At 66.8% G+C, this 12038-nt stretch carries 9 protein-coding genes; 6 read left to right on the forward strand and 3 right to left on the reverse strand.

What is annotated here, in order from left to right; translation table 11 throughout:
- Positions 1-7: 7 nt before the first annotated feature.
- Both K1X59_RS00410 and K1X59_RS00415 read right to left on the reverse strand, forming a co-directional pair.
- Entirely contained in the window at positions 8-424 is a 417-nt protein-coding gene (locus K1X59_RS00410; RefSeq protein WP_220173820.1) for a PIN domain-containing protein, read from the reverse strand.
- The gene (locus tag K1X59_RS00415; protein ID WP_244632278.1) at positions 408-638 is read right to left on the reverse strand and encodes an AbrB/MazE/SpoVT family DNA-binding domain-containing protein; all 231 of its coding nucleotides are present in this window, start codon (positions 636-638) and stop codon (positions 408-410) included. The genes K1X59_RS00410 and K1X59_RS00415 overlap by 17 nt, the downstream gene beginning before the upstream one ends.
- Positions 639-880: 242 nt before the next feature.
- Here K1X59_RS00415 and K1X59_RS00420 point away from each other — a divergent pair, with 242 nt between their 5' ends.
- Positions 881-1558 carry a ZIP family metal transporter gene (locus tag K1X59_RS00420; RefSeq protein WP_244632279.1) on the forward strand — a complete coding sequence of 226 codons (678 nt, stop codon included), beginning with the start codon at positions 881-883 and terminating at the stop codon, positions 1556-1558.
- Here the strand turns inward: K1X59_RS00420 and K1X59_RS00425 are convergent, their stop codons facing one another.
- Positions 1559-1948 (reverse strand): pyridoxamine 5'-phosphate oxidase family protein, encoded by a 390-nt coding sequence (locus tag K1X59_RS00425; RefSeq protein WP_183151442.1) that lies wholly within the window; start codon positions 1946-1948, stop codon positions 1559-1561.
- A gap of 220 nt (positions 1949-2168) precedes the next feature.
- On the opposite strand from K1X59_RS00425, the gene K1X59_RS00430 reads away from it, so the two are divergent.
- From K1X59_RS00430 to K1X59_RS00450, 5 genes are all read left to right on the forward strand, one after another.
- Positions 2169-4334: an RICIN domain-containing protein gene (locus K1X59_RS00430; RefSeq protein WP_183151443.1), complete on the forward strand. Its 2166-nt coding sequence runs from the start codon at positions 2169-2171 to the stop codon at positions 4332-4334.
- Positions 4335-4608: 274 nt separating this feature from the next.
- Positions 4609-6738 (forward strand): RICIN domain-containing protein, encoded by a 2130-nt coding sequence (locus K1X59_RS00435; RefSeq protein ID WP_183151444.1) that lies wholly within the window; start codon positions 4609-4611, stop codon positions 6736-6738.
- A 267-nt stretch (positions 6739-7005) separates the two neighbouring features.
- Positions 7006-9942, forward strand: a complete 2937-nt coding sequence (locus tag K1X59_RS00440) for an RICIN domain-containing protein (protein ID WP_183151445.1) — start codon at positions 7006-7008, stop codon at positions 9940-9942.
- Positions 9943-10213: 271 nt separating this feature from the next.
- Positions 10214-10882 carry a tetratricopeptide repeat protein gene (locus tag K1X59_RS00445; protein WP_244632280.1) on the forward strand — a complete coding sequence of 223 codons (669 nt, stop codon included), beginning with the start codon at positions 10214-10216 and terminating at the stop codon, positions 10880-10882.
- Positions 10882-12012: a hypothetical protein gene (locus K1X59_RS00450; RefSeq protein ID WP_183152713.1), complete on the forward strand. Its 1131-nt coding sequence runs from the start codon at positions 10882-10884 to the stop codon at positions 12010-12012. Before K1X59_RS00445 ends, K1X59_RS00450 begins: the two co-directional genes overlap by 1 nt.
- The last annotated feature ends 26 nt before the right edge of the window (positions 12013-12038 follow it).

A 12038-nucleotide genomic window follows, 5' to 3' on the forward strand; every position in this document is an offset into this window, starting at 1 on the left:
GCGGGGCTCACACCACGTGGGCATCGACCTGCAGTGCTGCGTAGGTGCCGATCGCTCGGCGGTCGCACGTCACGAGAGGGATGTCGGCCTCGCGGGCGGCGAGGCCGACGAGTCCGTCGTAGACCGCCCCGCCGGATATCCCGGCCTCCGAGAGGGTTCGGACCGCGCTCAACGCCGCGGCGGAGGAAAGTGCAACCGATGACGGGAATGCCCTCTCGATGATCTCGACCGCGCGGGCCGGCGTGACCCGCGCGGCGCCGGGCATGCGAGTGAGAACCGAGTACGTCTCGAAGGCCGCGTGGCCGGCCAGGCCGAGTCGGAGATCCTTCGTGCGGAGGCGAACCTGCTCATGGGCGGGGTTCATGTCGTGGATCAGCGCGAGGGCAGCGCTGGTGTCGAGGAGGAGATCAGCGCTGGTCGGCAAGTCGCAACTCCCGGACGTCGTCGACCGTGAGCACGGGCCCTCCGGTGATGACGAGACGCCCATCCTTCTCGATGACGTTGTCCGGCGCTTCGATCTCGATCCGGATGCCGTTGCCGTCGAGGATGAGGTCGACCGGCCCGGGGACCAGGCCTACGCGCTCGCGGAGCTGCGCGGGGATGACGATCCTTCCTGCCTTGTCCATGGTTGCCTTCATGCCATCACGCTACCATTCCAAGGGCAGGATGCCATCTCTCCTCGATGCTTCATATCGGCTCCGACAGGGGAAGCCGTCCGAAGCGGAGCAGCGCTGCGGGCGAAGCGGGGTGCCGCCCGAGACACGTCGACCGAGCGCGACACGTCGCGGTCGTCGCCGCCGACGCGGCCGCAGGAGAGCACGAGGTGGGAGAGTAGGGCCCACGGAGGTGCGATTTGGGCGATGCGATCCTATGGGGTGCCGTGGCTGCGGCGCCGCTCTTCCTCGGTGCGCTGCTTGCCCTGGTGCGGAAGTGGCCGCCGAAATGGCTGGGCATCGTGCTGGGATTCGGTGCGGGCGCGCTGATGGCATCCATCGCTTTCGAGTTGTGGGAGGAAGGTCTGGATCTCGCCGGCCCGATCCCGTTGGTGGCCGGAGTGGCGGCGGGGGCGATCAGCTACTACATCGCCGATCGCATCCTCGATGCCCGTGCGGCCAAGACGACACGGAGCGCGGGCGGCGGACAGCTCGCGGTGGGGGCCCTGCTCGACGGGATTCCCGAGCAGCTGGTGCTCGGCATCGGCCTGGCTTCGGGAGAACCCGTGAGCGTCGCCCTCGTCGTGGCCATCCTCGTCTCGAACCTGCCCGAGTCCATCGGCTCGGCGGCCGACCTGCTCGAGGGAGGCATGGCGAAGTCGCGCGTGCTCCTCCTGTGGGCGGCGGTCGCCGTGGTCTGCACCGCAGCGACGGTCGGCGGGTTCGCGCTCGCCAGCGTGACCGGCGACGACTTCCGCTCTGCCGCGAGCGGTTTCGCGGCCGGCGCGCTCCTCGTCATGCTCGTCGACTCGATGGTCCCCGAGGCGCAGTCGAAAGCCAAGGAGTCGACGGGCCTTGCGACGGTGCTCGGCTTCGCGCTCGCCGCAGGTCTCGCGCTGGCCTGATCAGTCCCGCCGGACGACACGTCCTTCGATGCTCTCGATCTGGAAGATCAGCGCGACGTCGCGATCACCGCCGGCCCAGGGATTGACCCTGGCGCTGACGGCGGCTGCCTGGTCTTCGGGGGCGCGTGACAGAGAGCCGTGCATCAGCACGCTCCATGCTGTGGCGCCGAGGGGATCGTGATAGTCGACTTCGAACGAGACATCCACGGCGTCGGGGGCGAGCGAACCCAGCAGCCCGTCGCCGGTGGTGCGAAAGAGCAGCGTGCGCCCGGAGACGGCGAAGTTCACCGGATAGATCTGCACCCGCCCGTCGGCCACGAACCCGACTCTGCCCACCGTGGTCGTGCTCAACATCTCATAGGACTGCTGCTCATCGAGAACTCGGATCATCGCGCATCCTTCCGTGTGGCGCCCAGTGTACGCAGGTCGAGACAAAAGTCCCCATCCGAGGCGATCAGTCCACTGCTAGCGTGTTACGTGTTGCAGGTTAATCGGCTTGTGATGGGGATTCGTGGTTGTACGCCGAGCGTGTCATGGGGGGCTTTCTCGGCTCGGACTGCACTGCGATGCGTGTCGGCCCGACGTCGGCACACAGTACTGGGAGTAGGAAATGGGTAAAGACTCCGCGCGGAAGCGCGCCCGGAAGGCGGCCGTCGGTGCCGTCGTCGGGGCTTTGATAGTGGCCGGACTGGCCTCGTTGGGTGGTGCGGCGGCGGAGGCGGATGTCTCGCCGTCCGTGCCGCCCATGTTGCAGCGTGACGGCAACGTCGCGACGGCGGATCCGATTCCGACGGTGCAGATCGACAACGGCTACGTCTGGGCGCAGACCACCATCGGATCGACGGTGTACGCGGGCGGACGGTTCGACAACGCCCGAGAGCCCGGCGCAGCGCCCGGAACCGCGCTGACAGGTCGCTCGAACCTGCTGGCGTACGACATCAACACGGGTGCGCTGTTGCCGTTCGCTCCGCAGGTGAACGGTGTGATCAGGGCCGTGACGGCGTCGCCGGACGGGAGCCGCATCTATATCGGCGGCTCGTTCAGCTCGGTGAACGGGCAGGAGCGCAACAACATCGCGGTCATCAACGCACAGACCGGCGAGCTGGTTCCGGGTGTCGTGCCCTCGATCGGTGGTTCGGGCGTGTTCGCGCTGGCGACGTCGGGACCGACCATCTACGCAGGTGGCCTGTTCACGCAGGCGAACGGAGTAGGGCGGCGGAACCTCGCGGCGTTCGACACCTCGAGCGGCGCGGTGCTGAACTGGGCGCCGCAGACCGACCTGCAGGTCGACGCGATGGTGATGGATCCGGCAGGCAACAATGTCATCGCCGGTGGGCGCTTCTCGCAGGTGAACGGCGACCTGTCCATGCGCGGTTCCGCCGCGCTCGACAAGAACACGGGCGCGTTGGATACCGCCTGGGCGTTGCCGAGGACTGTCAAGAACGGTGCGGCGACGGGTACGTACGCCGGCAAGGCCGGCATCTTCAGCCTCACCGCCGACTCCACCGCCGTGTACGGCACCGGGTGGGTGCAGGCCAATGTCGCGACGGGCAACCTGGAGGGGACGTTCGCGGCCGAGGCGGGCACCGGGCAGGTGCGTTGGATCGCGGATTGCCTGGGCGACCACTACGGCGTGTATTCGACCGGCAAGGTGGTCTACACCACGAGTCACATGCACTCGTGCCCCACGATGGGTCAGCATTCAGAGCAGAACCCGACGCGTTACACCTACGCGGAGGCGTACACCGCCGATGCTCGCGGGACGCTGGGGACGCAGCCGAGAACTCCCGACTACGCGAACTGGGCGGGTACTCCTTCACCGTCGGCATACGTCTGGACGCCCGACTGGTCAGTCGGTGTGACCTCGGGCCTGGGGCAGGCCGGTCTGTCGATCACGGGCACTGGGAACATGATCTCGATCGGTGGCGAGTTCCGGTCGGTGAACAACGGGCAGTTCGAAGGGCTCGTGCGCTTCTCGACCACTCCTCCCGGAGGGGCGAAGCAGGGCCCCCGCGTCTCGGGTGCCAGCTGGACCGGCTCCGCGACTCGTCCTGATGCGAACGCCGACAGCGTGACCGTCAACATCCCTGCGAACTGGGACCGCGACGACCTGGCGCTCTACTACGAGCTCTATCGCGTGGGCGGAACGACCCCTGTCGCGACGGCTGCGGCCTCGACCACCTGGTGGAACCGACCGAACATCCAGCTCGTCGACTCGACGCCCTCCGGTGGCCAGCAGCAGACCTACACGGTCGTCGCGAAGGATGGCAACGGCAACACGGCTTCGAGTGCCGCGATCACCGGTCCCGCCCCGGGTGTGGGCGGCGGAGGAGACCCGGGCACGCCCGTGGACCACTCCTTCGTGACGAAGCTGATCGTCTCACGACTCAGCGGCAAGGCGATCGGAGCACCCTACGCCAACTCCGTTCCTTTCGCGCAGACGATCTCCCTCAACCGGTCGATGCAGTGGTGGACGGTCTGGCGAGCTGACGGGTCTCTCCAGCTGAGGAGCCCCTTGTATGCGACATGCCTGGGGGTTTCCGGGGGGAGCGTCGACGAGGGTGCACAGATCGTCCAGTCGTCGTGTGCGGATCCGTCCAACACTGTCTGGAACGTGAGGGACATCGGCAACGGCGATGTGCAGCTCGTCGCCGCGCATTCCGGCAAGTGCCTCACCCTGGCGAACGGGAACACGGCGGAGGGCGCGACCTACGTGCAGGCCTCGTGTGATGCGGCGAACTCGTACTCGCGTATGTACCTGCGGCCTCCTGGCTGAGTGAGCGACACGGAGCCGGCCCCGGGGATACCGGGGCCGGCTTTCGTGTTCCCGCCGAGCTGCTCGCCGCTGGAACGAGTTCGCCGCTGGCGGGAGCGATACCTCGTGATGCCTTCGTCGCACTCTGCTAGCGTGTTACACGTTGCAGGTCGATATGTCTGCGATGGGGATTCGTGAAACCGAGAGTCGTGCCGTGTGAGGGGAGACGCATCGGCGCGGCGGGGGCAGCGATGCGTGCCGGCCCGATGTCGGCAGCCAATACTGGGAGTAAGAAATGGGTAAGAGTTTCGCGCGGAAGCGCGCCCGGAAGGCGGCCGTCGGTGCCGTCGTCGGGGCTTTGATAGTGGCCGGCCTGGCCTCGTTGGGCGGTGCGGCGGAGGCGGCTGTCTCGCCGGACGTCCCGCCGATGCTGCAGCGCGACAGCAATGTCGTTTCCGCGGATCCGATTCCGACGGTGCAGATCGACAACGGCTACGTCTGGGCGCAGACGACGATCGGATCGACGGTGTACGCGGTTGGAAAGTTCGACAACGCGCGGGAGCCGAAGGCAGCGCCCGGAACGGCATTGACGGCACGGTCGAACGTGCTCGCGTATGACATCAACACCGGCGCGTTGCTGCCGTTCGCCCCCAAGGTCAACGGTGTGATCAAGGCTGTGGCCGCGTCGCCCGACGGCACCCGGATCTACATCGGCGGCTCGTTCAACTCCGTGAACGGGCAGGAGCGCAACAACTTCGCGGCCATCAACGCACAGACCGGCGAGCTGGTTCCTGGAGTCGTCCCCTCCATCGGTGGTTCGGGCGTGTATGCCCTGACCACGGCCGGATCCACCGTGTACGCGGGCGGTCTGTTCACGCAGGCGAACGGCGTCGCGCGGAAGAACCTCGCCGCGTTCGACGCGTCAACGGGGGCGGTGCTGAGCTGGGCGCCACAGCCGGATCAGCAGGTCGACGCGATGGTGATCGACCCGGCAGGCACGAACGCCATCGTCGGAGGACGCTTCACCCACGTGAACGGCAGTGAAGTGGTCGGGTCGGCCGCGGTGAACATGTCGACAGGTGCGCTGGACACCTCCTGGTTGCTCTCCAAGACCGTGAAGGGCATCAACCTCACCACCGGGATCGGCGGCATCTTCAGTCTCGCGACGGACGCGACCGGCGTCTACGGTACCGGGTGGGGCAACTCGATCTTCGAGGGGACGTTCGCCGCAGAGCCTGGGACCGGCGCGATCCGTTGGGTCGCGGACTGCCACGGCGATCACTACGGGGTCTATTCGACAGGGAAGGTCGTGTACACCACGAGCCACATGCACGCCTGCGCGACGATGGGGCAGTTCACCGAGACGACTCCGCACGTGAACCAGTACGCGGAGGCATACACCGCTGACGCGCGGGGAACTCTCTCGCACAACCAGGTCGCTGGGTACACGGACTGGGCTGGTAACCCGGCACCGTCGGCGTATCAGTGGGCCCCGGACTGGGCCGTCGGCACGACCTCCGGGTTGGGCCAGGCTGGTCTCTCGATCACCGGCACTGGGAACATGATCTCGATCGGTGGCGAGTTCCGGTCGGTGAACAACGGCCAGTTCGAAGGGCTCGTGCGCTTCTCGACGACACCTCCTGGAGGGGCGAAGCAAGGCCCCCGCGTGTCTGGCGCCGATTGGACCGGCACCGCAGTGCGTCCCGATGCGAACGTCGACAGCACCACTGTCACCATTCCTGCCAACTGGGACCGCGACGACCTGGGGCTCTACTACGAGCTCTATCGCGCGGGCGGAACGACCCCTGTCGCGACGGCTGCGGCCTCGACCACACGGTGGAACCGGCCGAACATCCAGCTCGTCGACTCCACGTCCTCCGGCCATCAGCAGCTGTCGTACACGGTCGTCGCGAAGGATGGCAACGGCAACACGGCGACGAGCGCGGTCATCAACGGGCCCGCACCGTACACGGGCCCCGACCCGGTTCAGCAGACGTCCCGCGAGGTCCTGATCGTCTCGTCGGTCAGCGGGAAGGCGATGGGGGCGGTGGGCAATGACCTTCCGCCGGTCACGCAGCCGGTCACGCAGGATCGGACGCAGCAGTGGTGGGTCCTTCCGCAGGCCAACGGCACCGTTCAGGTGCGGAACGCGTACTACGGGACTCGCGGCGGGTGCCTCGGGGTGTCCGGCGCGAGTGTCGATGACGGCGCTCCGATCGTCACCACCGCCTGCACCAACCTGTCCAGCACTCTTTGGAACGTGAGAGACCTCGGTAACGGCCACAGCCAACTCGTGGCTGCCCACTCCGGCAAGTGCCTCGCGCTCGAGAACGGGAACATCGCAGACGGGACGAAGTTCGTGCAGGCTGCCTGCGACGCTCCGAACTCCAACTCTTCCGTAGACCTGCGCAACCTCGTGCTCTGAGAACACAGAAGGAGCACTATGGCCGGCCCCGGGGTGACCCGGGGCCGGCTTTGTCTGTCCGCTCTCAACGGGCAACCGAACCTGAGTTGCACTCCACGTTTTCGATGCTATTGTGTTACCCGCTGTCGGCTATCGTGCCCACAGCCACACGTCGTCGAGGTGTTCTCCCGCGTCGCAGAGCTTTCTGGGGAAGCTGGCGCGGCTCGGATCACACGGCGGTGTCCTGTCGGCGCGAAGGTCGACAGCTGATAACTGGGGATACAAATCATGGGAAAGAACCTCGCGCTGCGGCGCGCCCGAAAAACGGCCATCGGCGCCGTCGTCGGGATGTTGGTCGTGGCCGGACTGGTCTCACTCGGCGGAGGAGCGGCGGTGGCGGATGTGTCGCCCGACATGCCGCCGCTGCTGCAGCGCGACGCCAACGTCGTCACGTCGGATCCGATTCCGACGGTGCAGATCGACAACGGCTACGTGTGGGCGCAGACCACGATCGGATCGACCGTCTACGCCGTCGGAAAGTTCGACAACGCGCGGGAGCCGAAGGCAGCGCCCGGAACGGCATTGACGGCACGGTCGAACGTGCTCGCGTATGACATCAACACCGGCGCGTTGCTGCCGTTCGCCCCCAAGGTCAACGGTGTGATCAAGGCTGTGGCCGCGTCGCCCGACGGGACCCGGATCTACATCGGCGGCTCGTTCAGCTCCGTGAACGGGCAGGCGCGATGGAATATCGCGGCCCTCGACGCCAACACGGGAGAACTGGTTCCGGGCTTCGCCCCCTCCATCGGCGGATCCGGCGTCTACGCGCTGACCACGTCCGGATCCACCGTGTACGCGGGTGGCCTGTTCACCCAGGCGAACGGGACGGCGCGAAAGAACCTGACGGCGTTCAACTCGTCCACCGGTGCGTTGCTGCCGTGGGCGCCGCAGACCGATCTCCAGGTCGACGCGATGGTCATGGATCCGGCCGGCACAGACACGATCATCGGCGGACGCTTCTCGCAGATCAGCGGTGACACCGGGCAGAACGGCATCGGTGCCGTCGACAAGACCACTGGTGCGGTGGACACTGCGTGGCAGGCGTCCAAGACGATCCACAACGGGGTCAACGGAGGCGTCGACAACGGGATGACCGGAATCTTCGCTCTCGCAGTCGACGCCAACGGCGTGTACGGCACCGGCTGGTCCTACGGCCTCAGCGTCGAAGGCAACGTCGAGGGCACCTTCGCGCTGGATGCCGGCACGGGCAAGATCCGTTGGCTCGCCGACTGCCTCGGAGATCACTACGGCATCTACTCCACCGGCAAGGTGGTCTACGCGACCGGCCACACTCACACCTGCAGCACGATGAATCTGCAGCCGGAGCAGAGCCCGAGTGCGTTCCACTACGCCGAGGCATACACCGCCGACGCGCGCGGAACGCTGGGAACCCAGACGAACCTCTCCCACTACACGGATTGGGCGGGTATGCCAGCGCCCTCCGCGTACGCCTGGACACCCGACTTCGCCGTGGGCGTGACCTCGGGCCTGGGTCAGGCCGGTCTGTCGATCACCGGTACGGGCAACATGATCTCCATCGGTGGCGAGTTCCGGTCTGTCAACAACGGGCAGTTCGAAGGTCTCGTGCGCTTCTCGACGACGCCTCCGGGTGGTCCGAAGGACGGACCTCGTGTCTCGGGTGACAAGTGGAAGGGCAATGTGGTGCGGACCGCTGACGCTCCGCACAGCGTGAGCATCTCCATCCCCGCCACTTGGGATCGCGACGATATGTCTCTGACATACGAGCTCTACCGCAACGGAACAGCGGCGCCGGTCGCGACCACCAAGATGGACGCGACCTGGTGGAAGCGACCGATCGTTCATCTCGCGGACCCGGCAGCGCCCGCCGGCACTCCGCAGACCTACACGGTGGTTGCAAAGGACGGCAACGGTAACGCCGCGACGAGCGCCGCTATCGTCGCTCCCACCCTCCCGACGGGGCAGATCGCGCTCGTAGCGCGTGACAGCGGGAAAGCCGTCGGAGTGAACGGCACTGATTCGCCGACGGTTCAGCAGAGCATCTCGGGCGTGTCGTCGCCGTCGCAACGGTGGACGATGGTGCCGCGGGCAGGCGGGAAGTTCCTGCTGAAGAACGCCGCGACGGGAGCGTGTCTTGCGGTCTCGGACCATAGCCTCACAGACGGCGCGCGGATCCTTCAGTGGACCTGCACCGAAGATCCCAACTTCCTGTGGAGTCTGAAGCAGGTGGACGGCGGCTACAGCCAGCTCGTCGGCTCTCAGTCCGGGAAGTGCGTCACCCTTCAAGACGGCAACACGGCCGATGGTGCAGCATTCATCCAGAACGACTGTGCGGCCACACCCGCCACGCGTTCGCAGTTCACACTGAGTCCGACCGGACAGCTCGCGCTCATGGCACGAGACAGCGGCAAGGCGATCGGCGTGGACGGGACCGTCTCTCCGACGGTTCCGCAGACGGTCACGGATTCCACGTCGCAGCGCTGGACGATGGTGCCGCGGGCGAACGGCAAGTTCCTGCTGAAGAATGCAGCGACGGGAGCGTGTCTTGCCGTGGCGGATCGGAGCGTCGACGACGGCGCGAAGGTCATCCAGTGGACGTGTTACGACGACCCCAACTTCCTGTGGAGCCTGAAGCAGGCGGATGGTGGGTACGCTCAGCTCATCGCGTCGCACTCCGGGAAGTGCATCACCGCCGACGGAGCGGCGTTCATCCAGAAGGACTGCTCTGCCACGCCGGCAACTTCCTCGCAGTTCATGTTGGCCCCGGCGGGCAAGGTGAGGATCGTGGCGAGTGACAGCGGGAAGGCCGTCGGCGTGAACGGCACCGATTCGCCGACGGTTCAGCAGACCATCGCGGACTCGCCGTCGCAGCAGTGGACGATGGTCCCGAAGGGCGACGGTACCTTCCAGCTGAAGAACGCCGCGCCCGGTGCCTGTCTCGCCGTGTCCGGTCCGAGCGTCGACGATGGGGCACGCGTCGTCCAATGGACCTGCAGCGAACAGCAGAACCACTACTGGAGCCTGAAGCTGTCGCTGAACGGCTACAACCAGCTCATCGCGTCTCATTCCGGGAAGTGCCTCACGCTGCAAGACGGGAACACCGCTGACGGTGCAGCATTCGTGCAGAACAACTGCGCTGCCACACCGATAAGCCGCTCCCTGTTCACGTTGGCCCCGACCAACTAGGGATGCGACTCAGCCGGCCCCGGGAGGAAACCCCCGGGGCCGGCTGTGCGTCGCCGGAAGGTTGCGCGGATAGGATGTTCACCGCTTCGTTCGTGCCGCTCCCGGGAACATTCCTTGTCCGCGGTGCGGTCGACGAACGGTGAGGGGGTGCGGCGTGACAGGTCTTTCGACACGCCCCGCAGCCCCGGCCCATGAAACCCAGGACGGATCAGGGGACGCGGCCGCGCTGCTCCGATCGAACCGTCGCCGTCGCGCTGTCCGCCGGTGGGTCGTGATCGGCACTCTCCCGCTCACACTCGCCGCGTTGCTCTTCGTGGGCAAGCTGCTGAGCATGTACGCGTTCGCCCATCAGGCGATCACCGCCTATGTGGTCGACGATTTCGCGGGAGCCGAGGGATCGGCGCGCGGACAGGACTTCCTGAACTGGTTCGAGCCGTACAAGGCCCCGTTCAACATCGGCACCGCACTCGGAGCCGCGGAGCAGCTGCCCGAAGCCAGGGCGGAACTGGAAGAGGCGCTCGACCTGGCGACCGGGCTCGAGGTGTGCGGGGTCCGGATCAACCTCGCCCTGGTCCTCGAGCGGATGGGGGATGCGGCGCGGGCCGACGGAGACGGTGCGACTGCCGCCGACCTGTACGGACAGGCGCTGACCGTGACGGTCGAGACACCGGAGGAGTGCCACAGCGATCAGGCGCAGCAGCAGTCCTCCGATCCGCAGCGCGACATGTCGGACACCCTCGACGGCACCGAAGACCGGCTGAAGCAGAAGCAACAGGAGCAAGAGCAGCAGGAGCAACCCCAGCCGCAGCCGGAGGAGAACGAGCAGCCCTCTGAGGACAAGCTGCAGGGGCTCCAGGACAAGCTCGAGCAGGGCACACAGGAACGCGACCAGCAGCAGGGCGACGACCCCGGCGGCTCCGGAACGGACAGACCGTGGTGATGGACCACGAGAAGCAGCGCGCGCGCTACATCGCCGGCACAGAAGGCGCACCTCCTGTGCCACCCCCTGGCGGTTATCGCGGCGCGCGACGCCACGCATCTGGGACGGCACCCGCCTCCGTCCCGTCACCGCTTGCGGCACCCGTCGCCGCGCCCATCGAGACCACGACCCCGGCAGACCAGAAGAAGCCCGCGAACGCTCTCGGGTGGATCGCCCTCGCGGCGTCCGTCCTGTTCGCACTCGTCCTGCTCGGCACACTGTTCGCCGGGGGCACGGACATCCTCTACGGGGTCACGATGCTCACGGTGCAGCTCGTGGTCGCGGCGACGATCGTGGCCGCGCTGTTCTCGGCGCGAGGGCGCACTCTCGGGGCGATCGCACTCGTCGTCGCCGCGCTGTTCAACGTCGCCACCGTCGGCGGCATGAGCGCGTTGCAGACCTCCGCATCCGGCAACTACGAAGGCACGAAGTCGGCGGCCCAGAAGCATGCCGAGGCCTATCCCGGCATCAAGGGCACCGACCCCCAGGAGACGCTCGCGCAGCAGTCGCTGGACGAGGTCCGCGCGCAGTCCGAGAGCCTGTTCTCCGACATCCGCGCACGGCTCACCGAGGAGTTCGGCTACACGTGGACACAGGTCGGAGACGAGGATCTCCGACCTGAGCGCAACGGCTACGGCGGCGAGTCCATGCTCGTCGAGTACACCTCTGCCTCCTGGGCGACCGAGCAGCCGATTCAGGACTACGACCGCAAGCTCGAGGTCATGGCCGTCATCGACGACGTCGTCGTGCAGAGCGGACTGTGGGAGCTGTACTCCTTCAACGACCCGACGAACTCCGGCATCGACCAGGGGATGATCGCGAAGCTCTACGGCAGCGACGACCCGCGCACTCAGCATACGTGGGAGTACTACACCGAGAACTATCCGGACCCGTTGCGGTTCTACGCCAACATCTACGACCTCTCCCAGGACACCGACGGCGGATTCCGCGCCGCACGCGAGGCGCAGAACGCTCGTACCGGAGAACCTCTGGAGGGGTTGCAGCTCGTGGTCATCGCCAGCGGTGTGCTCAGCGAGGCCGACCGGGCCGAGTTCGAGACGAAACTGCAGGACTACCCCGGCTTCGAGTAGGTCCCCTCCTCGCAGCGGACGCCGGT

The organism is Microbacterium sp. Se5.02b, from assembly GCF_019464375.1.
Taxonomy (GTDB): domain Bacteria; phylum Actinomycetota; class Actinomycetes; order Actinomycetales; family Microbacteriaceae; genus Microbacterium.

Excerpts from the sequence above, each read along its gene's own strand:
- K1X59_RS00415 (WP_244632278.1), bottom strand. The coding sequence starts at position 638 with ATGAAGGCAACCATGGACAAGGCAGGAAGGATCGTCATCCCCGCGCAG.
- K1X59_RS00425 (WP_183151442.1), bottom strand. The coding sequence starts at position 1,948 with ATGATCCGAGTTCTCGATGAGCAGCAGTCCTATGAGATGTTGAGCACG.
- K1X59_RS00430 (WP_183151443.1), top strand. The coding sequence starts at position 2,169 with ATGGGTAAAGACTCCGCGCGGAAGCGCGCCCGGAAGGCGGCCGTCGGT.
- K1X59_RS00435 (WP_183151444.1), top strand. The coding sequence starts at position 4,609 with ATGGGTAAGAGTTTCGCGCGGAAGCGCGCCCGGAAGGCGGCCGTCGGT.
- K1X59_RS00440 (WP_183151445.1), top strand. The coding sequence starts at position 7,006 with ATGGGAAAGAACCTCGCGCTGCGGCGCGCCCGAAAAACGGCCATCGGC.
- K1X59_RS00450 (WP_183152713.1), top strand. The coding sequence starts at position 10,882 with ATGGACCACGAGAAGCAGCGCGCGCGCTACATCGCCGGCACAGAAGGC.